Here is a 25,728-nt window from a genome sequence, read left to right as displayed (position 1 = left end):
AGTTTTATTGTGGATTGACTATAAGCTAAAAAATCAGTGGTTTGCCTATATATATAAACTCTACTATTTAAGAAAGGATTCTTATGAAAACCAAAGCGAAAGATTTGACCATTTGGATTACCGGCGCGTCTAGCGGTATCGGCGAAGCATTATCAATTGCCTTTGCCAAACGTGGTGCCCGCATTATTTTAAGTGGCCGTGATAAGGATAAGTTAGAGACCGTCAAAAATCGCTGCAAAAACAGCAAAAAGCATATCGTCGTTCCCTTTGATATCGCCGATGTCAAGCAAGCAAAAGAAGCCTATGAAACAATCAAGGCTAAAACTGAAAAAGTGGATTGGTTAATTAATAATGCGGGCATCAGTCAACGCGCGCTTATTATGGAAACGACCGAGGAAGTTGAGCGTAAGCTGATGGAGATAGATTATTTCGCGCAAACGCGGCTGACCAGACTGGTATTGCCCGATATGATTGCGCAAGGCGGCGGCAAAATTGTCATGGTATCGAGCGTGGCAGGTTTACTTGGTACCCAATATCGCGGCGCTTATGGTGCTGCCAAAGCCGCTATCCATATGTGGGCAAACAGTTTGCGTGCAGAACTGCATCACCAAGGTATCGAGGTGGCGACCATATTCCCAGGGTTTATTCAAACCAATATCTCTATCAATGCTTTAACCGGTGATGGTAGTGCGCAAGGGACGATGGATGACGCCACTAATAAAGGACTGACGGCGTCGGCGTTTGCCAAACAAGTCGTCAAAGCCCTGACTAAGGGTGAAGAATATGTCATCGTTGCTGGCAATAAAGAAAAGCTTGCCACTAGAGTCAATCGTTTATCGCCGCCAAAGCTGTATAAGCTTATCCGTGAATCACAGGTTAAATAAATATAAAAAACTCAGCAACTAGGTCTTCAGCCGTAGATTGGCCTTATCGGTGGCAAGGGGTGTAAAATAGGCAACGCTTAGCTTGCTTAGTTCATTACTTGCAAACTAACGCCCCACTCACCCCTTTGCTTTATCAAGCTGTGATGACTTATATGACAAATTTAACCGCATTTTCTGCCGCTAACAAACCCCTAAAATCCGCCTCTTTAACCATCATTGCTATCAGCTCTGTATTCACGCTTAGCGCTTGCCAGCAAAAACCTGATTATAACAACCTCAGCGGCGAGACGATGGGCACCAGCTACCACATCAGTTATCAACTGCCCAAAGGCGCTGATGAATCTGTCATACAAGCGGCGATTGATAAGCGCTTGCAAGATATCAATGACAGCATGTCGACCTATCAAGCCGACTCTACTATTTCTAAATTCAACCAATTAGGCAAAGATACGCCGATTGCTATCGATGCCGATTTTAGCCATGTATTGAAGGCCTCAAGGCAAGTTTATGAGCTGTCCGGCGGTGCTTTTGACCCAACTGTAATGCCCTTGATAGAAACGTGGGGCTTTGGCAGTACCATGACGGTTGAGCGCTTGCAAAGTCCGCCAAGCGCGCTTGAGATTGCGCAAGCGAAAGCCTTAGTCGATTTTGACAGTGTCATTCAAAAAGATGACAACATTTATAAAACCAAAGACGGCGTTGGCCTTGATTTTTCGGCGGTGGCTAAAGGTTATGGCGTCGACGTCATTGCCGATGTGCTTAAGAACACTTATCAAATTCGCAACTATATGGTTGAGATTGGCGGCGAAGTGGCGACCTCGGGCGTCAGCGCGCAGCAGCAGGCGTGGCAAATTGCTATTGATGCACCCATTGAGGGCAGTACGGTAAGTACTCGGCAAGCGATGGCGGTGATTCGCCAACCGATTAATAATGGCGCTAGCATGGCGCTTGCTACTTCTGGCAACTATCGCAATTCCGTCGTTTTCGATGGTAAGCACTATAGCCATACCATTGACCCAACCACAGGTGAGCCAATCGTAGGTGGCGCGCCATCAGTAACGGTCGCTGCAGAAACGGTGGCGCTGGCGGATGCGTGGGCAACGGCCCTGACCGCCATGCCTTATGAAAAAGCGCTGGCTACGGCGAAAGAGCATGATATCGCAGCTTTATTTGTCATTTTGGCAAAAGGTGTTGCAGCAGACACGGCGACCGATAGCGTTGATGATTGGCAAGTGGTCGAAACGCCGGCGATGAAAACCTTGCGCGCCGATAAAAAGTCTTAATATCAAACATCTAGACTGTAATAACCTGCTAAGCACAAACGGGCGAGGCGAATTTTTGCTATACTATAAGTAAGTCATTGCTTAGATGGCTGCTCCATATTTTAAACGAGAGGTTATCTCTATGCTTAACCAATTGCTTCCCATGCTTGCTGTTACCTTTACCGTCTTTATGCTGTTTTTTATCTTTATGGGCATCGGTTATATGGTCAAAAAAAAGCCGCTTAGAGGCTCGTGCGGCGGCGTAGCAAAATTGATGGGTGATGAATACTGCTCATTTTGTGGTAACGACCCAAATAAGTGTGATTCACAGATCGAGCAGCAGCAAGAGACTGCGTTAAAAGCGGCGCAATTAGGCAAGTCGGTATAAACCGGCTATTTGTTACCATACGCTGATAGTATTTACCAAGCCTCTATTCTTATAATAGCGTCAAGTCCTGTGCAATTAACCTTGCAAGTTAACAGTGACTGACGCTATTTTTGCTTTAGCGTTTATATAAAAGTCTTTTTATTATAAGTGTTATAAGTAAAGCCAAAACTTCACGATTCATATACTAAGTTTACCCTGATAAATGGGGTAGAAAGTTCATATGACTTGCTTTCTGCAAGTGTTTTTATACTCTATATTCTAATATATGGCCTTGAACGCCGTCTTGGTGACGTGCTTTGGTGTTATTTTATAAGTGCTACTGCTCCGTGCTTATAAATAACGTGTCTTTTTTTATTTTGATAGTCGTGCTGCTATGTCTACCTCTCCTAATTTGCAATCTGATTTGCGTTCTCATTCTTCTGAGTCGCAGTCAGCGACGCCAACCAAGCTAAAGCTGCCCTCTTCACGCTTTATCTTTTGGCTTGTGCTATGTGCCATGGTTTTATTGGCGTCCAATATGCGCGCGCCAATTGTGGCGCTTGGTTCTATTGCGCCGGTGGTACAAGGGGCGCTTGATATCTCCGAAACCCAAATCGGCTGGCTTGGTGCGGTGCCGATGCTGACCTTTGCGCTTGGGGCATTTATTTCGCCCGCGATTGGGAAGCGTGTTGGTCTTGAGAATACCTTGATTGCGATGATTGCGTTATTAACCGCAGGTATGGTTATTCGTAGCATTATTCCGACTTGGATTGGCTTTTTAAGCGGCACCTTACTACTGACATTGGCAATTGGGTTTGCCAATACCCTTGCTGCGCCTGTTATTAAGCAGCGCACACCGAATCATATTCCGCTGATTACTGGTTTATTTAGCCTTACCATGACCGTCTCGGCAGGGATTGTCGCAGGTGTCGTCTTGCCCTTATCTGAGTACGTTGGCTGGCAATGGGCGCTGGGTGGTTGGTCGATTTTAGGCTTGTTTGCTTTAATCATTTGGGTAGTGCTACGGCTACGTTTGGGTTCATCAAATCATCAGCCCATAGTCCCACTTGCGGTCGGCGAGAAGGCACCGTCACCTATCTCTATGTGGCGTACGCCGTTTGCTTGGCAAATTGCGGTATTTATGGGTTTACAATCCTTACTTTTTTATACCGTTGCCAGTTTCTTACCGTCGATTTGGCTAAGTAAAGGGCTGTCAGCAGTGAGTGCCGGACAAATGGGCTCTGTCTTCCAGTTTATGGCACCTGTCGCTATTTTAAGCTTGACCTGGCTTGTCAACCGCGGGCGCCCTATACAAGCGCTCGCCATCTTTGCGGCTACGCTAAACGTGCTCGGCGTCTTAGGTCTCACTTACCTATCTGCCGATTATGCATGGCTATGGTCAGGACTGATGGGCATGGGCTGCTCGGCGATTTTCACCTTAAGTATGATGCTGTTTTCGATGCGCACTTATACCGCCAATCAATCAAGCGAGCTGTCAGGCATGGCGCAAGCCATTGGTTATCTGATTGCGTTTTTTGGTCCACTTGGCACCGGTTGGTTGCACGAAGCAACGGACAGCTGGGATTTGCCTTTATTTATTATGCTGGTATTGATGATTATAAACGTGGGATTTGCTTGGCTGGTCAGCCGCCCGCTAATGGTCGATGGTAAAAAGATTTAATTTACCTCAAACCTCAATTAACTTTTGTACCATATTGCCGCTTATTCGATTCTGCTAGACTGACTTTATTGTATTTAGGACAGCAGAATCATGATAAATCTACCCTCTCACCCACCGCAGCGTTTGCTCACAGTCATCGCCTTGAGCCTCGCAATCGCTATTAGCGGTTGTCAACAACAGCCTGACGTCAATACGGCTGACAATACCGCTGACAATACTCAAAATAATAATCCGGCCGTCAATACGACAATGGTTGAACCTCAAAAGCAAGAATCTACGCAATCTAATGAGTCAGCCAAGTCAACTGAGCAGCAAGCACCTTTAACCATCTTGGCACTGGGTGACTCGTTAACTGAAGGGCTTGGCGTTGATAATGATGCCAATTATCCCGCGCAGCTAGAAGCACGCTTAAAAGAGATGGGCTATAAGGACGTCAAAGTGGTCAATTCAGGCTTGAGTGGCGAAACCAGTACCGGGCTTGTCAATCGTCTAGATTGGGTGTTGCAAACCAAACCTGATATCACCATTTTGACCATCGGTGCCAATGATGCCATCCGCGGTATTGATGTGACAACGGTCGAAGCCAATATTCGCACCGCTATTAAACGCCTACAGGATAATGGTAGCGAGGTCATTTTGGGTGGCATGCAGATTTATGACAATCTTGGCTCTGATTATGTCGAATCGTTTGCTGCGATATATCCAAGGGTGGCGAAAGATATGAATGTGACGCTGATTCCATTCTTTTTAGACGGTGTGGGCGGTGATGCAAAATTAAACCAAGCCGATGCCATTCATCCAACAAAGGAAGGCTATACTATTATTGTTAACGATAATATTTTACCAATTCTGCAGCCTGAAATTGAAAAATTAGAGGCAAATTTAACATCGCCATCGACAAGTACGCCTACTGAGACCACCCAATGACTGCTACAGCCAATAACAAACCGCTACTTACTGCCTCCAAGCTGAATAAAACCGTACAAGTCGGTGACCAATCATTATCCATTATTAAAGACGTCGACATACATATCGATGCGGGTGAGTTTGTGGTCATCATGGGTAAATCCGGCTCGGGCAAATCGACTTTGCTCGGACTACTGGCAGCGTTAGATTATCCTGATAGTGGCTCGGTTGAGTTAGCAGGGCAAATGTTAAGCAGCCTTGATGAAGATGCGCTGGCGGTCATTCGTCAACGTGAGATGGGATTTGTTTTTCAGTCATTTCATCTATTACCGACATTAACTGTCAGCGAGAATATTGCCTTTCCGCTGGATATCGCCCGCCGTCCGAATAAAGCACGGGTAAATGAATTGATTGCGGCGGTTGATTTAGGACATCGGCGTGATAGCTTACCTAACCAATTATCAGGTGGAGAACAGCAGCGAACGGCAGTTGCCCGTGCGTTGGTGTCGCAGCCAAAAATCGTCTTTGCCGATGAACCAACTGGTAACTTAGATGAACAAAATGCCAAGCAAGTCATGCAGCTGTTATTGGATTTACGCCAGCAAGTTGGCTCTGCATTGGTGGTCGTCACCCATGATTCCGCGCTTGCGGAGATGGCAGATCGTGTCATTACCATGCATGACGGTATGATAGATGGATCAAAAATTAATGGATAACATAGATAATGAGTCGCGTGGCATCATAAGCCAACTATTTAACCGTCTGTTAATTTCAAAAAACTTGGGCGCGCAAGCTTTAAGTCGTAGCTGGTGGCAGCGCTGGATTTATCCCGTCTTATTCTTAATCACATTAGTCCTTTCGCTTGCCACTTACCTGACTTTAGATTCTATCCAGCAATCGGTTGATACTTATATCAATGATAATCAGCGCGCACTCGTTGGCGGCGATTTAATATTAAACAGTAAGCAAGATTGGCCAAGCGAGGTATTAGCACAGGTAGAGACGGTCGCTGATACGCAAATCGTTTATGACTATCAGTTTAGCGCCATGGTAGTGACCGATGAGCAAACTTTACTTGCTAGCGTCAAAGCGGTTTCGCCGGCTTATCCGTTATATGGAGAAGCCGAACTTGCTTCGGGGCAACCATTATGGCAGCAATTAAGCGCTGCTAATGTCGTTGTCGCGCCCGAAGTACTGAACAGCTTAAACGCCAGTGTCGGAGACCAAATCACCATTGGTGATGCTGAGTTTATTATTAGTGATGTGCTGACCAAAGAGCCTGACCGTCCACTGACTGCCTTTGGTTTTGGTGGGCGGGTTTTGATGCATCAAGATGCGCTTGCGGCGACCAATTTATTAGGACAGCGTAGCCGCATTAATTACCGTATTGAGTTGGCCGGCGCGCCTGAATTAATGGCCGTGCAGCGAGAAAAGCTGACGCAAATACTTAGCAATTATCCTGATATTGAGCTCTCTGATGCCAAGTCAGCAGATACCTCTGTCTCGCGTATCTCTGATAATGTTTTAATGTTTTTAAAGCTACTCGTCATTGCCGTACTGTTATTATCAGCAGTGGCGATGTACGGCGTGATTACGGCTTTTGTGACCAAGCAGCAGTCTAGTAATGCCATTCGCTTGGCATTAGGTGAGCCGCTTAAATCCTTAAAACGCAGCTACTATCAGCTATTGGTTGCCACCACTGTCATCGCCTGTATTGCCGCGGTTATCGTGAGTTTTGGCTTACTTAAAGTCGGCCAGCCGTATCTGATTGCTATCTTGCCAGCGGATGTTGGTTTAGCTATTAACCCAATTAGCGCCATTAAAACCATTATTATCGCGCTAGTGCTGACCTTGCTTATCGCTCAGCGTGGTTTAAGCACGTTAAGTACCACCAAGCCTGCGACTTTACTCAATCAAGGAACAAGCACAAACTCGCAAAATATGCCGTGGTATCGACGTCTGCCGTTATTATGGTATGGGCTGATGCTGGTCGGGCTTTATGCGTTTTTTGCTTATGAAGTACATTCTCTGATACTAGGTGCGCAGCTGTTAATAGGCTTAACTACTTTTGTCGCGATATTTTGGCTATTAGCGCGCGGTTGGTTATGGCTGCTGACTAAGTTTGCCAAGCATTCTAATATCAGCTGGATGCAGCGTATTGCTATTCATAACCTTGCCCGTAAAGGCAATCAGTCCGCATTGTTTTTTGTCACCTTATCGCTGTCAGTGGCAGTCTTAACCCTGATTACCACGCTCAATCATAGTATCAATGCCCAGTTTATTAATGCCTATCCTGAAGATGCGCCGAATTTATTTTTACTCGATATTCAAAGTGACCAGCATGATGCGATTAATAATATTATTGCTGCGCCTGTCAGCTATTATCCTGTCATTCGTGCCCGCGTCGTCACGGCTAATAATGTACCCGTACAAGATATCGAACCTACGGACGGCTTTGATGACCCGATGCGGGTTTTTAATTTAAGCTATACCGATACAGTGATGGACACTGAGTTTATTACTGATTCACTAGTAAAAAACGAGCTTTATGCCCCTATTAAGACTGTAGATAGTGACTCCGCACAAACCGTTGCGCCATTATCAATTTTGGATACGGCTGCCAGCTTGCTAAACGTCGGCATGGGTGATCAGGTACGCTTTAATATCCAAGGGATTGAAATCGTCGGGCAAATCACCAGTATCCGCTCGCGCTATGAGAAAGGACCCAGTCCCTATTTTTATTTCTTATTTAAGCCTGAAGTGTTAGCAGCTGCGCCGCAAATCCAATTTGCCACCGCCCACGTCGCAGCAGAAGAGATTCCAAAGCTCCAAGGTCAGTTAGTACGCGAGTTTCCTGCGGTAACGACCATCGACGGCACAGCAATCGCGCAGCAAGTCCAAGAGTTAGTGGTACAAATGAGCCGTTTGGTTTATGTCTTCACCTTACTGGCATTATTGACGGGTATCATGGTTTTGATTAGCTCGCTACTCTCTACCTCGCAAGACCGCATGAAAGACAGCGCCTCATTCAGGCTGCTCGGTATGCAAAAGCGCGACCTCTATATGCTCAATATCTTAGAGCTTGGCATACTTGGCATTAGTGCCGCTTTATTTGCGGTTATTATCGCTAATATCGGGGCTTGGGCGGCTATTACCCAATGGTTTAATCTGCGCTTTAGTGTGCCATGGACAAGTTTAGGTATTGGCGGTGCGGCATTAATTATCTTATTGCTTGCGATTGCCGTGATTTATGTGAGATTGGTGATTGGGCGTGGAATTATGGCGCGGGTAAGGGCGATGATATAACGGTCAATACGTTCAATTTTAGCCAGTTCTCATATTCCAGCTCGTTTAAAACTGACTATTTGCTATACTAATGCGCGTCCCAGCATTCAGATATAGCTCTCATAAACCCTTTAAAAAAGTACGGTAGCCTTATGAAATTCTCAAAGTTCGGTCAAAAATTTACCCAGCCAACTGGCATCTCACAATTGATGGATGATTTGGGCGACGCGCTAAAAAGCGATCAGCCTATCAACATGCTGGGTGGCGGCAACCCTGCCAAAATTGATGCGGTTAATGAGCTGTTTTTAGAGACTTATAAGGCGCTTGGTAATGATAACGATGCTGGCGAGGCGAATAGTAGCGCGATTATTAGCATGGCAAATTACTCCAATCCGCAGGGCGATGCAGGCTTTATCGATGCCTTGGTTGGCTTCTTTAATCGTCATTATGATTGGAATTTGAGCGCAGAAAATATCGCTTTAACCAATGGCTCGCAGAATGCTTTTTTCTACTTGTTTAATTTATTTGGTGGTGCGTTCGTTAATGGAAATAAAGAATCTGTCGACAAATCAATTCTACTGCCATTAACCCCTGAATATATCGGCTATAGCGACGTCCATGTCGAAGGTAAGCATTTCGCCGCCGTATTACCGCATATCGATGAAGTCACTCACAATGGCGAAGAAGGTTTCTTTAAGTATCGCGTCGATTTTGACGCGTTAGAGAACCTGCCAGCGTTGAAGGAAGGTCGCATTGGTGCGATTTGTTGTTCACGTCCGACCAATCCAACGGGCAATGTGTTGACCGATGAGGAAATGGCGCATTTATCCGAGCTTGCCAAACGTTATGAGATACCGCTAATCATCGATAACGCCTACGGTATGCCCTTCCCGAATATCATCTACTCTGACGCGCATTTGAACTGGGATAATAATACGATTTTGTGCTTTAGCCTGTCTAAAATTGGTCTGCCCGGTATGCGTACCGGCGTTATAGTGGCTGATAGCGAGGTAATCGAAGCGGTCAGCGCGATGAATGCGGTGGTCAATCTGGCACCGACACGTTTTGGGGCAGCGATTGCCACACCATTAGTGAACGATGACCGTATCAAGCAGTTAGCGGATAATGAGATTAAACCCTTTTATCAACAGCAAGCGATATTAGCGGTCAATCTCTTAAAAGATGCTTTGGGTGATTATCCATTGATGATTCATAAGCCGGAGGGCGCGATATTTTTATGGTTATGGTTTAAAGACTTGCCGATTAGCACCACTGAGCTGTATGAGATTCTCAAAGACAAAGGCACGATTATCGTACCGAGTGAGTATTTCTTCCCCGGCGTCGATGTGAGTAATTATAAACATGCCCATGAGTGTATACGTATGAGTATCGCTGCTGATGAGCAAACGCTGATTGATGGTATTCGGGTGATTGGTGAGGTGGTGCGTGAGCTCTATGATGGGGCTAGCAGTCAGAAAGACTAAATCTTTTATTATAAAAATATTGAATCATAAAAACAAAAAACGGACTTATGAATAGTCCGTTTTTTTGTACTATGACTGAATCCAAACGGTTTAGCGCAGCGCTTTTAACAAAGTTTCAGCACTCATTTTACCAAACTCATTAGCGGCTAATGGCCCATCGCCTGAGATAAGCTTTCTATCTTGATGAGTATGTCCTGTTGCCAGTTTATTGATGATCGTAACGCCTAAATCTTCTAATTTTTCGCCAAAGTACCAGGGCATCGTACCGGGCAAATAACCAATTTTTGGCATTTGCTTGTCCATAGCTGTCGGGAACGCTACCATTTTATAACCTTTAAAAATAAAGTCGCGTTTGGCGTTATCACCTTTATCGGCGCTATTAGTATTGTCAGCGCTATCAGGACTCGCTAAATTGGCCGCCAACAAAGCCGCCGGTCCATGACAAATCGCTAAGGTAAATAAATCCTTGTCATAACCCCAACGTAGCAACTCACCAAGGTTATAATCTTCAGGCAAGCCCAGCATTGCCCCATGCCCGCCAGGAATAAAGATTGCTGCGTAATCCTTGCTATTTGCCATATCATTTTTGACAAAATCAGCGATACTTTTTGGACTGTTAAGCTTGGACTCATATTCCGCGTAGATTTTTTTGACGTCGTCATCGTCCTCTGGCATTGCCCACTGCTCGACTTTGACAGACTCCCCGGTTGGGGTAAAAACATCTACCGTAAACCCTGCTTTTTTAAAATGCAGCAATGGCACCATCATCTCAACCGGATGATTGCCTGTCTTAAACCTGTTATCATTTGCCATGGTCATGTACTGCTGCTCGGTGCAGACCATCAGGATTTTTTTGTTGCCCGTATATGGCGTCTCGTACTCGCTATGATCGTAGTTGGTTTTGTTAGGCGCTGCCAATTTAAGCGAAGCTTTAGAAGGGGTATAAGCGCCATCTTCGGCTTCTTGTGGCTCTAAACCTAAGGTATTTTTGGCTTTGTCTACTATGTCACTAATATTAAGATCTTGAATATTCATAACTTTTCCTATTTTATTATTGATTATGTTGGATGCATGGTTAGAGCGTGTCGCTACCTTTCTGATTGTAAGGTAGCAAACTAATAACGCATTAAATAGACAAGAGTTTTTAACTTTCGTAAGCTTTGTAAATGGTGAGTTGCTCAGCTTTGGTGTTTTAAAAAAGCATGAAGCAATGACTTTATAAACAATAAAAAACGGACTTAGCGATAGTCCGTTTTTTTCTGCCGTTTAATCATAGGTTTGACAGTATTGATTGATTGAAACGTCTTTGTCCATACGGTAAGGCCGTAGATTATGTAAGACAGCATACAGGTATTCACGATATCATGGATACTGGCTTTGATTTCTGCCGCTTTTAACCCTGCCACACCAAGTTCGGTAATCGTCTGGCGATTGTCCAAATATTCACCCAATAGAGCAATGGCGGTCACCAAAATCAAAGCGACAAAGGCTCTAACGCTGTATTTTTTAAAAATTGGACGCAGCAAAAGCAAACTTAATAGGTAGACGCCCATGCCCACATACATATGTAAGGCGTCTTTGTCTAAGCCAGTAGCATCAACGACACCGTTTTTAAAGAGATAAAAATCCACGATTTTATTCCGCGTAAAAGAGGTAAAAAGTAACTGAGTATAAATGAAAAACAACCAATTATACATTGAGAATAAAAAAGGTAGATTAAGCATTTGCTAATCTACCTTTTTATTGATGAAATATTTAAAGTATAGTTGTTAAATATCCCAATCGACAAAATTCTTTAACAGCTGCAGACCCGCGGTGTGGCTTTTTTCTGGGTGGAACTGGGTCGCAAATAAATTGTCTTGCAAAATACTGGCACAAAACGGCTGACCATAATCACAAACGGCCGCCACTTGCGATTTATCTGCTGGCGCGCAGTAATAGCTATGTACAAAGTAAAAGTGCGCATTGTCCTCGATGCCATTCCACAATGGATGGTCAAAATCCATGCCGCTGATGGTATTCCAGCCCATGTGCGGCACTTTAATAGTCGCACCTTGCTCATCTTTCCAAGTAGGGTCAAACGCTTCTACGCTGCCATCTAAGATGCCCAAGCATGTTGTACCACCATTCTCAGCGGACTGCTCAAACAACGCCTGCATGCCCACACAGATGGCCATGACAGGCTTATTAAATATCGCCTGACGTATGACCTCGTCAATACCCGCATCCTGCATGCCAGCAATACAGTCACGCATCGCACCGACACCCGGGAAAAATATCTTATCAGCCGCTGCAACCACTTTTGGGTCATTGGTAATAGAAACCTCTGCCCCGACCGCTGCTAACGCCTTACTGGCCGAGTGCAGATTACCCATGCCATAATCTAATAATGCAATCTTTGTGGTTCGACTCATCTAAAAAGCCTCTTTGGTCGAGGGCAAGGTATTCAGCGCACGCTCATCATATTCGCAAGCCATACGTAGTGCACGGGCAAAGGCTTTAAAGGTAGATTCGATTTGGTGATGGCTGTTTTTACCTTTGAGATTGTCCAAATGCACCGTCATCCATGAGTGATTGACGAAGCCGTAAAAAAATTCGCTAAACAAATCGACATCGAAGTTACCGACATGAGAGCGGGTAAAAGGAATGTCCATGTGCAAACCAGGACGGCCTGACAAATCAACCACCGCGCGCGTTAGTGACTCATCGAGTGGCGCATAAAAATGCCCATAACGACGGATGCCTTTTTTATCACCCAATGCTTTATTGAAAGCTTGTCCAAGCGTAATACCCGTATCTTCAACACTGTGGTGATCATCGATAAAGGTGTCGCCGGTACATTTGATATCTAAGTCAAACAGACCATGACGCTTAATTTGGTCAATCATATGGTCTAGAAACGGCACGCCAGTATCGACAGTGCCTTGACCGGTACCATCAAGGTTTACCGTACAAGTGACTTGCGTTTCAGCAGTATTACGCGTAACGGTCGCCGTACGTGCGGCATGACCGAAAAGATTTTGAGCAGAATTTTGATTTTGTTCGGTAGAATTGGCTGTCATGGCTACTCTCTATAAATGAAAAGCGGTCAATAAAATAGGGCGAAAAAGCGCCCAAAGCATTCTTACTAGCGTCTAAGAAATATAAATGTTATAAAAATTAAGCTAAAAGTGGGTTCAATGTTTACTAAAAAGCTTATTTAAAAAGGTAGAATATTGGGTTTTTGGCATATAAACCATTGTCTATCTTCATCATAGCAAACCCTAGCATTTACTGCCACGACCAAGCAGTAATCCACGCACAAAATCGCCCTATTCTGCTAAAATAGTGCGTTCAGTATTATCAATCATCACCCGCGCAGACTTTCCAACGCTACATTCGATGCTACGACGCGCTAAACACTTATAGGAACCGATTATGCCTTTAGAAGCGATCGCCATCAATAGCTTAGATGCGCCCCTGATTAAAAACCCTGCCCGCGAGAACGAGTTATCAGAGCGTCTGCATGCCTTATATGACAGCGATGACAATCAGCCAAGTGGTCTCGAGGTACTAAATATTATTGAGCAAGGCTTTAAGCGTGGTCAGACTTTGTATGTCGGCATGTTTAATGATAAGCCTATCGCCGCGGTTGCTTGCTTTGATGATGGGCAAACCGATGCCAAGCGCTTGCAATATCTTACTGTTCATAGCCAAAATCGTGGGCGCGCTATCGATGCGAAATTTATCAAACTGGTCTATGATGCCGAAGTGAAAAAAGGCGTGCGCGAGTTCGTGCCAGTCGATGCCGATATTCACCGTATTATGAGCGAGTATGAGCTCCTGCGCGTTAAGGATTAAATACGAGGTTAAAAGCTTAGTTTTGGCTTATATTCGATTATTTATAGGCTTTTCTCACTTATTATGCAAAAACCACTTGACAGTAACGCCTATATTTAGTTTAATAGCGCCTCAACGAAGACGGCTCGATAGCTCAGTCGGTAGAGCAACGGATTGAAAATCCGTGTGTCGGCAGTTCGAACCTGCCTCGAGCCACCATTCGTTTAAGAATTCCAAAAAGCCCCAAACAGTAATGTTTGGGGCTTTTTTTATGCTTAAAATTTAATAAAAATTACAAGGATAGCTATCTACCACAACTGATAATCGCACTAATTCATAACACTTTTAAGCTGTTTTTAAAGGGTAAACTCTCTCTATACTAAAACGATTGATGCAAAGTAAAAGGGTAAAAGCATGAGAGAGTTTGATTATGATTTGGATTATAAAAACCTAGATTTGCGTGCGCAGCCCGAACTCTATCGCGTTGGTCGCGGTGAGCAAGGGGTTTTATTGGTCGAACCTTATAAGTCGGAGATATTGCCGTATTGGCGCTTTGCGACGCCTGATATTGCAAAGGAGAGTAGCGAGACTATTTATCAGATGTTTTTAGATTATTTGGCTGCCGATGACTTCGTCGGTGCCGATATGGCGCGCAAATTTATTCAAATGGGCTATACCCGCGCCCGTCGCTATGCCAATCATAAAGGCGGCAAAAAGTACAAAGGACCCGTGCCCGCTGATAAAAAAGGCCAAAGCGGCGCCCATGGTCGTGAAGAGCTACCACGGCAAACTGAAGACCCTATCAAAGCAGAATCAGCGCGTATTTTTAAGCAAACTTGGGATAAATGCCGCGAAAACGCAGACTATCTTAGAATGAAAGCCGAACACCGCGCACGCTATAAAGACATTGAATAGATAAGCAAAAAGATACTTTACCTGCCTTTTAAATGCGTTTCGATGGCTTGTTGTGCTATGGTTAAAAGCTGAATATAAGAAACAGACCTGTTAACCCTAAAGGCTAGTGATAATGGATAAGCAACTTTTGATTTTTGATTTCGATGGCACTTTAATCGATAGCGTGCCAGATTTAGCAGATGCAACTAACGCGATGTTAACGACACTTGGTAAAGAAACCTATCCGATTAGCACCATACGCAATTGGGTCGGTAATGGCTCAAGAATGCTGGTCGAGCGCGCCTTGCTTGGTAAAATAGAGGTATTAGAAGGTGAATTAACGGTCGAGGCAGCTGACCATGCCGAGCAAGTCTTTTTTGACGCTTATAAAAATATTAGCGGTAGCAAAACCGTCGCTTATCCAGATGTCGATAGCGGCCTCAAAAAACTCAAAGCAGCGGGCTATACGCTGGCATTAGTGACCAATAAACCCAGTCGTTTTGTCCCTAAAATCTTGCAGTCCTTTGGTTGGCAGGACTTGTTTAGTGAAGTGCTGGGCGGTGATAGTTTAGCACAAAAAAAACCAGATCCTGCGCCGTTATTACATGTCTGTGAGTTATTAAATCTAACTCCAGCGCAGGCGGTTATGATTGGCGATTCGAGAAATGATATCTTAGCCGGACAAAACGCCAACATGGACACCCTTGGCCTGTCTTATGGTTATAACTATGGTCAAGATATTCGCGAGCTAAGCCCTACTGCGGCGTTTGATGACTTTGCAGCATTGGTTGACTATCTTTTAAAAGATTAGGGCGTATTTGGAATAGTCAAAAAAACAAGGACTTTTAATATATACATCAGCAAACTGTGATTAGCCTGTATTTACGCTGAAGTAAGCCGATAAACCGTACGCTATTGGAGACAGAGAATGATTAAAAAAGATGACAGCAACAGGAAATACTCCGCTATTTTGGTCGATGGCATTCAAAAAGCTCCTGCGCGCTCGATGCTGCGTGCGGTTGGTTTTACTGATGAAGACTTTAAGCGTCCGCAAGTGGGGATTGCCTCGACTTGGAGCCAAGTAACGCCTTGTAATATTCATATTAACGGCTTAGCTGAGGAAGTGGCTAAAGGCGTTTATATGGCTTATGCCAAACCTATTATTTTCAATACCATTACTATCTCCGATGGTATCGCTAACGGTTATCAAGGTATGAAGTACTCCTTGGTATCGCGTGAGGTTATTGCCGATTCTATTGAAACCGTATCGGGCTGCCAAGGTCACGATGCTATCATTGCTATTGGTGGATGCGATAAAAATATGCCGGGTTGTATTATGGCCATGGCGCGCTTAAACCGTCCTTCGCTGTTTATTTATGGCGGTACCATTCAACCGGGTAAAAACCACACCGACATCGTTTCTGTCTTCGAAGCCGTCGGTGCCAATGCTCGCGGCGATATGAGCGAAGCAGAAGTGTTAGAGATTGAAAGAACTGCCATTCCTGGTCCTGGCTCTTGCGGTGGTATGTATACCGCCAACACCATGGCATCAGCGATTGAAGCGTTGGGTATGAGTTTACCGGGCAGCTCGGCACAAGAGGCTACCTCTCCTGAAAAACGTGAAGACTGCCGACAAGCAGGTGAAGCGATTCAGTGGCTCATTGACAACGATATTAAGCCTAGCGATATTATGACGCGCAAAGCCTTTGAAAACGCCATTACGATGGTTATTGTTTTGGGCGGTTCTACTAATGCGGTACTGCATTTACTGGCGATGGCTGATGCCATCGGTGTAGAGCTAAACATCGACGACTTTACCGAAATAGGTAAGCGCGTGCCGGTACTGGCCGATTTACGTCCATCAGGTAAATACCTAATGTCAGAACTTATCAAAATCGGTGGTATTGCGCCATTGATGAAGCGTTTACTGGCGAAAGGTTTGCTGCACGGCGATTGCTTAACGGTTAACGGTAAAACCATGGCTGAAAACCTTGTCGACGTAGAAGACTATCCAGAAGGTCAAGACATTATCCGTCCGTTCGACAAGCCACTCAAAGCCGACAGCCATTTGCGTATATTACGCGGTAACATTGCGCCAACCGGTGCGGTGGCAAAAATCAGTGGCCAAGAAGGTACGCAGTTTACGGGCACAGCACGGGTGTTTGATTCAGAAGAAGACTCTATGGCCGCCATTTTAGATGGTAGCGTTGTGGCGGGTGACGTAGTCGTTATTCGTTACGAAGGCCCAAAAGGCGGCCCTGGTATGCGTGAAATGCTGTCACCGACTTCTGCCATTATGGGGCGTGGTTTGGGCAATGATGTTGCCTTAATTACCGATGGTCGCTTCTCTGGTGGCAGTCATGGTTTTGTCGTTGGCCACATCACCCCTGAAGCCATGGTTGGTGGCCCGATTGCGATTATTGAAAACGGCGATACCATTACCATTGATGCCGACAACAATGAAATCAATTTAAAAATCAGCGAAGCAGATATTCAAAAGCGTTTAAGTGTATGGAAAGCGCCAGAGCCCAATATAAAGCGCGGTGTGCTGGCTAAATATGCCAAAACCGTTGGCAGTGCCTCAGAAGGTGCCATTACCGATAAATTTTAATCGCTATTAAAAACACCTTGGGCAAAGGTATGCCTAAGGTGTTTTTACTTAACAATAAATCACTTACTGCGGTAACTTAGTGCCTCAGAGACATGAGCGCTGGTAATATTAATACTGTCTGCCAAATCGGCAATGGTGCGCGCAACGCGCAATACGCGATGATAGCCGCGAGCCGATAAATTTAAACGCTGCTGCGCGAGCTGTAATAACTGCTGCTCGCCCGCGCCTAGCTGAACATATTTATCAATCTCGCTAGGACTCAGCTCATTATTGACTTTTTTCTGCCGTTTTAATTGCTGCTGATGGGCGGCAGCTACTCGCTTTCGTACCTGCTCGGATGTCTCACCAGCCTGAGCATTTTGCAAATCCGCTATTGGCAGTGCTGGCACAGTAATATGCAAATCAATGCGATCAAGTAATGGTCCCGATAACTTATCCTGATAGCGCTTAATTTGCTCAGGTCGGCAGTGGCAGCGTCCTGAGCCGTCACCATCATAGCCACACGGGCAAGGATTCATCGCCGCCACTAGTTGAAAATTTGCCGGAAAAGTAAGCTGCGAGTTGGCACGACTAATGGTAATTTGCTTGGCCTCTAATGGCTGACGTAGTACTTCCAATACCGTACGGTCGAACTCTGGTAATTCATCTAAAAATAAAATTCCCTTGTTGGCAAGGGTGATCTCGCCAGGTTTGGGACGAGAGCCACCACCGACCAAAGCCACGGCAGATATGGTGTGATGAACTTGCCTGAATGGCCGCGTACCATAATCGTAGTCGCTGTCTGCCACCGAATAGGTGCTAGCAACTTCTAATGCGTCTTCGTCACTTAAATCCGGCAAGATAGTTGGTAACCGTGACGCCATTAATGTCTTACCTGAACCTGGCGGTCCAGTAAACAGTATCGAATGACCACCGGCGGCGGCAATTTCTAGCGCCCGCCTAGCATGATGCTGACCTTTGACATCTGCCAAATCTACTTTGTAAGCAACCTTACTCTGCACGGCGGTTGCTTGCACAACTTCTAAGCGCTCATCTATCAGGCTAGAATCTGCGAGCGACTGCAAATGATTACAAACTGCCTTTAAGTTTTGCGCCGCCAATATCGTCACCCCATCGACCCGGCTAGCCTCTGCTCCATTGTCACAAGGTACAATTAATTGCCGTAACTGGCGCGGCTCTTGCTCATCAGGTGTTGTAGAAGGTTTTGTAGAATTTACCACTAGCTCTGCTTTCATCGCTCGAGCAACCGCCAAACTACCGCTCACTTGTCGTAGCTCGCCATTCAATGCAAGCTCACCGATAAACTCAAACCCTGATAACATTTCTGGCTCAAGTTGCCCACTAGCGGCCAAAATTCCGATGGCTATTGGCAAATCTAACCTTGCGCCATCTTTTGGTAGGTCTGCTGGTGCTAGATTAATCGTCAAGCGCCGATTAGGGAACTGAAATCCCGAATTCAAAATCGCTGAGCGCACCCTGTCTTTACTTTCGCGCACAGCGGCGGCAGGCAAGCCGACAATGGTCAGCGCTGGTAAGCCTTGTGATAAATGCACTTCGATAATGACCTGCGGGGCGTGCAGTCCGACGACTGAGCGCGTATAGACTTGGGCGAACGACATCAGCGTTTCCTACTATAGAGATTTATCGATAATAGAACATTATGAATCAGTGCGCAAATGTCTTGTCTTACCTCAATTAATACCATAACCCCAACTTACAGAGTGGCTGAAATAATCTATAATAATTTTAACTATAGAGCCGCATTAACCAAAAAAAAGCTAGGATTTCTTATGAATGATATCAATTACGCCCATTATCTGGCACAGCTTGGGTTTACAGAGACAGAAAGCAAGCAAATTAACCCCGATTTGGATACGCTAAAGCGTTTACAGCTTATGCATTTAATTAAATACCCTTTTCAAAGTATCACCACTATTTTAAATCGTCCCGTTGATTTGGAAGAAGACAGCCTCTATCGCAAACTGGTAGAGAATCAGTTAGGCGGTTATTGTTATGAGCTTAATGGTTTGTTTTTAGCGCTACTACGTCACTTAGGTTATGAAGCGAGAATTATTACTGGCATAGTGATTATTGACAATCAGTTTGAGCGCCGCAACGCCCGTACGCACATGGCTATATTGGTGACTGTCGCGGAGCAAAACTACTTGGTTGATGTTGGTTTTGGCGGTCTGGTACCAACTGCCCCATTATTATTTGGTTATAACCAAAACAAGGATGATAAAGGCAATCAATTGCTAGAAGCGTCACAAATACAAACGACGCCGCATGGACGTTATAAAATCATCAAAGATGATATGTTTAACGATCAGACCAAAAACCCAATTTTGCCCCATGCTCAAGTGAATTATGAACGCTATATTCTATGTGCTGAGGTCAAATCAGAATGGCAAATGCTCTATGCCTTTGATTTATTACCCCAAGTGAAAATAGATATGATTGTCGGTAATTGGTATATCTCCACTTATCCAAAATCGCCTTTTAAAAGCAGGCTGATGGCATCTAGAGTTGAATTGGGCGGTGTAAGACACACTTTACTAAACCAAAAATATCACCGACATCAAGTAGGTCAGCCCAGTCAAACAAAAATATTGAGCAGCGTCGATGCGCTGTTATCACAGCTGGAAGAAGTGTTTTTTATGAATATCAAAGATGATATTACAGCCAGTGAACACGAACAATTACAGTCTTTTTTGGACGATAACGCTTAGCTATTACGCCCAACTATTATGTTTAAATATTACGCTTAGCTATTAAATGAAACGCTACAGTACAGAACCCGTCAGCCACAACAATGCTAGTAAAGATTTGTTATAATACAGGCTGTCATTTAGTAAAAATACCACATCGAAATTTCGATAAACAAGGCGCTCACACTTTAAATAACGCTACTGTGTATTGATCAATGGATCTGGTATAAGGATAGTTCTATGAGTAAAATGAATAGCAATTCCCAGCAGCCTTACAACCAAGCCGACGAGCAGCCTACTACTGCACGCCCTGTGGTTGAGATGCCCAATCCCTATGCCAGTACCCGTGGCAGCATTACCAGTAAACAGCTACCAGCATTCGATGAAGATATCATCAATAAATACAATCGTTCTGGACCGCGTTACACCTCCTACCCGACTGCGTTAGAATTCTCACCGATGCCTGAGGGGCTGGAGACTAAGATTCTACAAGAGCGTGAAGCCGATGCGCCCTTATCGCTGTATTTCCATATTCCGTTTTGTCGTCACCTTTGCTATTACTGTGCTTGTAATAAAATTATCACCAAAAAGAACAGCGATGCTGGCGATTATTTAGAATATTTAATGGCGGAAATCAAGCACAAACGTAGCTTATTAAAAACGCCAGCCGATCGAGAGAAACCACTGGTTAAGCAGCTGCATTTTGGTGGCGGTACGCCAACGTTTTTACAAGATAATGAGTTGATAAAACTTTGGGAATTTTTGCAGACCCAGTTTGAATTCTTACCAGAAGACCGAGGCGATTACTCTATTGAAATCGATCCGCGTGAGCTTGGCGACGAGACGCTAACGGTACTGCGTAACCTTGGTTTTAACCGCGTAAGCCTAGGCGTGCAAGACTTAGATGAAAAAGTGCAAATTGCCGTCAACCGTATCAACTCCGCTGAACTGATTGAGAATGTGCTTGCTGAAGCGCGTAGATTGGGCTTTCATTCTACCAACGTCGATTTGATTTATGGCTTACCGCACCAAACGCCAACGACTCTAGACAAGACTGTACGCCGTGTTATCGAGATGTCACCCGATCGTTTATCGGTGTTTAATTACGCTCATTTACCTGAGCGCTTTAAATCGCAACGCCAAATTAAAGAGGAAGATTTACCGACGCCAGCTGCCAAGCTTACCATGCTCGGTAATACCATCAATACCTTGAGCGAAGCCGGTTATCAATATATCGGTATCGATCATTTTGCCAAACCTGACGATGAGCTTGCTATCGCCCAGCGCGAAGGCAAGTTACATCGTAATTTTCAGGGTTATACCATCATGGGCGATTGCGATTTATTAGGCTTTGGTGTGTCGTCAATCAGCCAAATCTCTAACGCCCATAGCAGCTATATTTTGCAAAACCATACTGATTTGCAGATATATAAAGAAAATATCGATGCCGCGCGTGATAATCCAGCGATCATGCCAGCGGTTAATGTGATTAAAACCTCGATTAAAGATCGTCTGCGTGAATACGTGATTATGAATTTACTCTGTCATGACTATATCGACTTTAGAGACGTTAATCAGAAATTCGGTATCGATGCCATTACTTACTTTATCGATGAAATTCAGCAATTGGGCGAGATGCAAGAGGACCGCTTGATTGACATGGACGCCGCTGGTATTCGCGTCCTGCCAAAAGGTCGTCTATTAGGGCGTAATGTCGCTATGGTGTTCGATGAGTATCTTGAGAAAAAACATAAAAATCGCTTCTCTAAAGTAATTTAAAAAATTTTAATCTACCCTTTATAATAAAAAAAGACTTTGCAAAGGCGAGGTCTTTTTTATGGTTTGCGATAAATGCGTTTTCTTTATAGTAAATCAATTAATAATAAATAAACCTACTCTGACGGCATAACAATATATAAGCGATTGGCATCTTCAATGGTTTTTTCTTTATCGAGATACTTTTGCTCGACGCTACTTTTTGGATTGATTATATCAGTATCTGTCATTGCAAAATCGTCATCATTGAGTAGACCCAGTGAACCATCTTGTCGTAACCATAAGCCTTCAAGCTTATCATGTGGATAATCTAAGCTCGCTAGCACATCGACAACCAAGGTCTTTTTAACAGGCGTGATGTTTGTGTTTTCAAGGGTCTGCCAGTTTTCTTCGTCAGTGGCAATCAACTGCTCAAGCGTTTGTCCATTAACTGTCAAACCAACCGTCTCATCTTGCCTAACGCTTCCATCATTTAAAATAGTTTCAATATCTGTTGCTTGCGCGATATCAATTTTATAAATGAGTTTTTGTGCTGACTTATCTTGGAGCGGGAATTTTCGATCATGCTCAATCAAATAAAACTCATGACTACTCAAAGCCACGATACCAGAAGTGACGTGCTCGGCGTTATCCAATCGATATAAATACTGCGCTATTTGCCCTGAAACCAGATTAATCGTTACCATACGTACCAAACTAGAGAGTCGCCCTGACTTATCGGGATTGTCCATAGAGGATTCCATGATACCGACAAGCGTCGTTTGGTCAGGCGTAATGGTTAATGCTTCCATGCCACGATTGGCACGACGTTTGGTAAATTCCGTCGGTAACAAAATCGGCTTAGCATCCACCACCACATTATTACGTTCATCACTGGCAAACGCATTGATGCGTCCAATCTCTACGCCCTTGGCATCGTAATTGACAAGGTGCGGACCGTACTCATCACTGACCCAAAAGCTGCCATTTTGCAGCGCTGTAAGCCCTTCAGGGTCTAAACCATTGATATCAGTTTTGATCGGATTGCTCACTGCATCAAAAGGTAATCGTGGATTGACTGTCATCGGCTGGCCATGGACATCATAAGGTACTTCATTAGTGCCGCCAAAAGCCTTGGGGTTCGGTAGTCCCGAGATAGGATTGCCATTGCTATCTTTTAGCATTATTTCTTTTACTTTGATAATTTTGCCATCAGCTTGCAATTCAAACAGTCCAATAGATGGCGTATAATTTGGTACAAGAAACTGTTTACCTTTACCAGCAATTCCGTCAAAGTCGGCATTAGGCCCACGGTCAGTAAGGGCATAAAATTGATTAGGATTGGTTGGATGCGCCGCTGCGTCTGAGCCGTAACCGCCACCACGAATCTCCAGTTTCTGCTCAGGATAGGCGGCATTGATATGCGTGGTATCGAGTACGGTATAAGGTAACGGACTGCCTTGGGGAAATTCATTCATAGCCGTTATTTCAGTATGAATATCTTCGTTAGCCATTATTATTTTCCTTGAATTATTATTGTTATTAAAAATAAAGTAACGTATGCTAAAAAATCAGCGAGATAGTTACGTATAAAGTAAAATTCAAAAAAATAGCCAGCACGTAAAACGCTCACTGACTATTTTTATAATAAATTTAAAGACACTTAAAACATGCTAAGCTAAACCTTAAGCTTATCCCCTACCATGCCTTTGATTGTACCTAGAATGTCAGCGGGTAATACCACCATTTTTGCGTTATCAGACTCCGCCAACTGACGAATCGATTTGATATATTGCTCACCCAATAAGTAAACAATCGGCATTTCCTCTTCGCCCATTGCTGCGGTAATCAGACGAATAGATTCTTCTGAGCCTTTCGCCAATACCACCTGCGCTTCGGCATCTCGTCGTGACGCTTCTAAGCGACCATCGGCTTCTAAGATAGCCGCTTGCTTTTGACCATCGGCACGGGTGACGGTGGCACGGCGTAGACGCTCTGCCGCCGCCTGCTCTTCCATCGAGGCTTGCATGGTTTGCGACGGGTTAATATCTTGAATTTCTACCGTCTTTAGGGTAATACCCCAATCAGCGATATCCTCTGAGATGGCATATTTGAGCTTGGTTTTGATTTCATCACGGCTTGACAAGGCACTGTCTAAATCCATTTCACCAATGATTGAACGCAAAGACGTCTGTACCAAATTTCGAATACCGTATTCATAGTCTTCGATACCATAAACCGCTTTATCGGGTCGGACGATATTAATATAAGCGACGGCGTTGGCGATAATCACCACGTTGTCTCGCGTAATGACCTCTTGTGAAGGAATATCAAGGACGATATCTTTGGTAGTGACCTTATAAGCCACGTCGTCGACATAAGGAATGATTAAATTTAATCCTGGCTCTAGGGTTTGGCTATATTTACCGAGTCTCTGCACCACCCATTTATACCCTTGAGGAACAATGCGCACGCCTTTGAACACCGTAAACACGACCAATGCAATCAAAACGATCATGACAATACTAAAACTTTCCATGTTGCACCTCTATTATTATGCCTAACTATTTTTATTGATGACTGCTTGCGCTTGCATACTACTGACAATCAGCTCGTTACCCACGATATCCGTCACTATCACGCGATCCCCGACGGCTACCTGCTCACCGCTCGTACGGCACATCCATTCAGCGGCCCCGACGATAGGTACACTAAAGCGTACGACACCGGCGCGATTTAACTGCGGCGCGACGATAATCATGCCGGTCTCACCGATAATGATACTACCGCCCAACCCCGCTTTGGTGCGATCGACAGATAATGGTTTGATAAATTTAAACCAAGCCAGTAAAAAGATAGCCGAAAGTACCAACCAAATAATGATTTGCATAGAGACAGAAATGGGTAGTAACCATGAAAGGGCGGCCACGATGATAGCCGCTCCGCCAAACCAAAGGCTGGCAAACGTCAGTACAAACATCTCAACGATCAGCAGCACAAAGCCTAATACCAGCCAGTGCCACGGTTCAAGCATCCAAAGCATCTCCATAATTGCTCATCCCCTATCTTCGCCATTCTAGCTTTCAATGTAGCACATTTCGTCCTCAAACAACGCTTTAAAAGTTATAGGCATAAAAAAACGACCACCTAAGTGATCGTTTTTTATTTTGCTTATCATCTAATTCTTTTATTAATATAGAACTTACTGTTCAATTAATTAGAATTTAAGGTGAGCACCTACAGTCCAAAGGTCTGCATCGCTACCTAGTTTGTCATATTCTGCTTCAACGCTGAAGTCAGGATTGACTGAGTAACCAAGACCAACACCACCAGCTAGACTAGTATCACTATCTGAGTAAGTTTCAGTTCTTATCTCAGTACCACCGATGTTACGAGTGAAGTCACCTTCTACTTTAGTTTTTGCAACACCTAGTTTACCTTTAGCATATAAACCAGTGTTAGGGAATGCATAACGGTAAGTACCATAAGCGCCGTAAGTTTTGGCATCGATATCGCCACCACGATAATCAGCGTCATCTGAACCTACATATTCAGCTTCTATACCAAAGTTAGGATCAAAGTTGTAACCACCGTATACGCCGTAAGCGGTTGGCTTATCAGCACCATCTACGTCTAGGTCGAACTGACCAACTTTTACGCCAACGTAAGGCTGGCCTGTATAACCATTACCATAAGATACGGCAGCTTGTGCACCCATGCTTAGTAAAGAACCAGCGGCTAGAGCAAGTAGAGTTTTTTGTAGAGTTTTCATGTGTAGCTCCTTAAAATCAATTTGGACAAACAAGTTATTTATTTATGTGGGCTTTTTAGCCATATCGCCTTGTTTGCTAACGATGTATACATAGTAACAAACCATGTCAAAAACTCTGTCAGTGTTTAATGGTAAGAAAGTTAACTTTTGCAAGTGTTTGTCGGCCCTCGGGTTACAAAGGGCTAGATATGAAATCTTTTGTTACAATCACTGGTTTTGGGTAATACTTCCTACTCATTAACAATCACTGAGAATCAAAATTAAAAAGGCGCATCCCGATGAACTGACCCCCTAAACTTG

General features: G+C 44.4%; 23 protein-coding genes and 1 tRNA gene. 15 read left to right on the top strand and 9 right to left on the bottom strand.

Features of this window, described 5'->3' with window-relative positions; genetic code table 11:
- The first annotated feature begins 83 nt into the window (after positions 1 to 83).
- The 8 genes from B2866_RS05575 (at position 84) to B2866_RS05540 (ending at position 9,869) form a co-directional block, all read left to right on the top strand.
- Complete coding sequence (locus B2866_RS05575) at positions 84 to 884, top strand: SDR family NAD(P)-dependent oxidoreductase (protein WP_296191428.1); 801 nt, start codon at positions 84 to 86, stop codon at positions 882 to 884.
- A gap of 152 nt (positions 885 to 1,036) precedes the next feature.
- The gene (locus tag B2866_RS05570; RefSeq protein WP_296191426.1) at positions 1,037 to 2,167 is read left to right on the top strand and encodes an FAD:protein FMN transferase; all 1,131 of its coding nucleotides are present in this window, start codon (positions 1,037 to 1,039) and stop codon (positions 2,165 to 2,167) included.
- A gap of 121 nt (positions 2,168 to 2,288) precedes the next feature.
- Complete coding sequence (nqrM, locus tag B2866_RS05565) at positions 2,289 to 2,534, top strand: (Na+)-NQR maturation NqrM (protein WP_289050645.1); 246 nt, start codon at positions 2,289 to 2,291, stop codon at positions 2,532 to 2,534.
- A 373-nt stretch (positions 2,535 to 2,907) separates the two neighbouring features.
- Complete coding sequence (locus B2866_RS05560) at positions 2,908 to 4,194, top strand: CynX/NimT family MFS transporter (RefSeq protein ID WP_296191418.1); 1,287 nt, start codon at positions 2,908 to 2,910, stop codon at positions 4,192 to 4,194.
- Between the two features lie 90 nt (positions 4,195 to 4,284).
- Entirely contained in the window at positions 4,285 to 5,121 is an 837-nt protein-coding gene (locus B2866_RS05555; protein ID WP_296191416.1) for an arylesterase, read from the top strand.
- Positions 5,118 to 5,816 carry an ABC transporter ATP-binding protein gene (locus B2866_RS05550; protein WP_296191414.1) on the top strand — a complete coding sequence of 233 codons (699 nt, stop codon included), beginning with the start codon at positions 5,118 to 5,120 and terminating at the stop codon, positions 5,814 to 5,816. Before B2866_RS05555 ends, B2866_RS05550 begins: the two co-directional genes overlap by 4 nt.
- Positions 5,794 to 8,406: an ABC transporter permease gene (locus B2866_RS05545; RefSeq protein ID WP_296191412.1), complete on the top strand. Its 2,613-nt coding sequence runs from the start codon at positions 5,794 to 5,796 to the stop codon at positions 8,404 to 8,406. Before B2866_RS05550 ends, B2866_RS05545 begins: the two co-directional genes overlap by 23 nt.
- Positions 8,407 to 8,537: 131 nt before the next feature.
- On the top strand, positions 8,538 to 9,869 hold the full coding sequence (locus tag B2866_RS05540) for a valine--pyruvate transaminase (protein WP_296191409.1): 1,332 nt from the start codon (positions 8,538 to 8,540) through the stop codon (positions 9,867 to 9,869).
- A gap of 90 nt (positions 9,870 to 9,959) precedes the next feature.
- Here B2866_RS05540 and B2866_RS05535 read toward each other — a convergent pair whose 3' ends face one another.
- From B2866_RS05535 to hisB, 4 genes are all read right to left on the bottom strand, one after another.
- A complete protein-coding gene (locus B2866_RS05535; protein ID WP_296191407.1) occupies positions 9,960 to 10,904 on the bottom strand; it encodes a DJ-1/PfpI family protein in 945 nt (314 codons plus the stop codon).
- 203 nt (positions 10,905 to 11,107) lie between these two features.
- Positions 11,108 to 11,500, bottom strand: a complete 393-nt coding sequence (locus B2866_RS05530) for a hypothetical protein (RefSeq protein ID WP_296191406.1) — start codon at positions 11,498 to 11,500, stop codon at positions 11,108 to 11,110.
- A 138-nt stretch (positions 11,501 to 11,638) separates the two neighbouring features.
- Positions 11,639 to 12,283, bottom strand: coding sequence for an imidazole glycerol phosphate synthase subunit HisH (gene hisH / locus B2866_RS05525; RefSeq protein ID WP_296191404.1), 645 nt, complete (start codon positions 12,281 to 12,283; stop codon positions 11,639 to 11,641).
- Complete coding sequence (gene hisB / locus B2866_RS05520; RefSeq protein ID WP_068404355.1) at positions 12,284 to 12,931, bottom strand: imidazoleglycerol-phosphate dehydratase HisB; 648 nt, start codon at positions 12,929 to 12,931, stop codon at positions 12,284 to 12,286. It abuts the gene before it with no gap.
- Positions 12,932 to 13,286: 355 nt separating this feature from the next.
- Between hisB and B2866_RS05515 the strand changes: the two genes are divergently transcribed.
- The 5 genes from B2866_RS05515 to ilvD all read left to right on the top strand — a co-directional run bounded on the left by B2866_RS05515 (position 13,287) and on the right by ilvD (position 17,193).
- Positions 13,287 to 13,709: a hypothetical protein gene (locus B2866_RS05515; protein WP_296191400.1), complete on the top strand. Its 423-nt coding sequence runs from the start codon at positions 13,287 to 13,289 to the stop codon at positions 13,707 to 13,709.
- 122 nt (positions 13,710 to 13,831) lie between these two features.
- Positions 13,832 to 13,907 (top strand) — tRNA-Phe (locus tag B2866_RS05510).
- A gap of 195 nt (positions 13,908 to 14,102) precedes the next feature.
- A complete protein-coding gene (locus B2866_RS05505; RefSeq protein WP_296191399.1) occupies positions 14,103 to 14,603 on the top strand; it encodes a DUF4385 domain-containing protein in 501 nt (166 codons plus the stop codon).
- A gap of 112 nt (positions 14,604 to 14,715) precedes the next feature.
- A complete protein-coding gene (locus B2866_RS05500) occupies positions 14,716 to 15,393 on the top strand; it encodes a phosphoglycolate phosphatase (RefSeq protein WP_296191398.1) in 678 nt (225 codons plus the stop codon).
- Between the two features lie 117 nt (positions 15,394 to 15,510).
- Positions 15,511 to 17,193 (top strand): dihydroxy-acid dehydratase, encoded by a 1,683-nt coding sequence (gene ilvD / locus B2866_RS05495; protein ID WP_296191397.1) that lies wholly within the window; start codon positions 15,511 to 15,513, stop codon positions 17,191 to 17,193.
- Between the two features lie 59 nt (positions 17,194 to 17,252).
- Here ilvD and B2866_RS05490 read toward each other — a convergent pair whose 3' ends face one another.
- Positions 17,253 to 18,812 (bottom strand): YifB family Mg chelatase-like AAA ATPase, encoded by a 1,560-nt coding sequence (locus B2866_RS05490; RefSeq protein ID WP_296191395.1) that lies wholly within the window; start codon positions 18,810 to 18,812, stop codon positions 17,253 to 17,255.
- A gap of 171 nt (positions 18,813 to 18,983) precedes the next feature.
- Here B2866_RS05490 and B2866_RS05485 point away from each other — a divergent pair, with 171 nt between their 5' ends.
- Both B2866_RS05485 and hemN read left to right on the top strand, forming a co-directional pair.
- Complete coding sequence (locus B2866_RS05485) at positions 18,984 to 19,922, top strand: arylamine N-acetyltransferase family protein (protein ID WP_296191394.1); 939 nt, start codon at positions 18,984 to 18,986, stop codon at positions 19,920 to 19,922.
- 219 nt (positions 19,923 to 20,141) lie between these two features.
- Complete coding sequence (gene hemN / locus B2866_RS05480; protein ID WP_409520893.1) at positions 20,142 to 21,680, top strand: oxygen-independent coproporphyrinogen III oxidase; 1,539 nt, start codon at positions 20,142 to 20,144, stop codon at positions 21,678 to 21,680.
- A gap of 113 nt (positions 21,681 to 21,793) precedes the next feature.
- On the opposite strand, the gene B2866_RS05475 is transcribed toward hemN, so the two are convergent.
- The 4 genes from B2866_RS05475 to B2866_RS05460 all read right to left on the bottom strand — a co-directional run bounded on the left by B2866_RS05475 (position 21,794) and on the right by B2866_RS05460 (position 25,428).
- Positions 21,794 to 23,170: an esterase-like activity of phytase family protein gene (locus B2866_RS05475; protein ID WP_296191392.1), complete on the bottom strand. Its 1,377-nt coding sequence runs from the start codon at positions 23,168 to 23,170 to the stop codon at positions 21,794 to 21,796.
- A 164-nt stretch (positions 23,171 to 23,334) separates the two neighbouring features.
- On the bottom strand, positions 23,335 to 24,195 hold the full coding sequence (locus B2866_RS05470) for an SPFH domain-containing protein (RefSeq protein WP_296191390.1): 861 nt from the start codon (positions 24,193 to 24,195) through the stop codon (positions 23,335 to 23,337).
- A gap of 21 nt (positions 24,196 to 24,216) precedes the next feature.
- Positions 24,217 to 24,705 (bottom strand): NfeD family protein, encoded by a 489-nt coding sequence (locus B2866_RS05465; RefSeq protein ID WP_296191388.1) that lies wholly within the window; start codon positions 24,703 to 24,705, stop codon positions 24,217 to 24,219.
- A gap of 168 nt (positions 24,706 to 24,873) precedes the next feature.
- Positions 24,874 to 25,428 carry a porin family protein gene (locus B2866_RS05460; RefSeq protein WP_296191386.1) on the bottom strand — a complete coding sequence of 185 codons (555 nt, stop codon included), beginning with the start codon at positions 25,426 to 25,428 and terminating at the stop codon, positions 24,874 to 24,876.
- Between the last annotated feature and the right edge of the window lie 300 nt (positions 25,429 to 25,728).

It is taken from the genome of Psychrobacter sp. UBA3483, from assembly GCF_002377905.1.
Classification (GTDB): Bacteria; Pseudomonadota; Gammaproteobacteria; order Pseudomonadales; family Moraxellaceae; genus Psychrobacter.
This window is presented reverse-complemented; position numbering and strand designations above follow the sequence as displayed.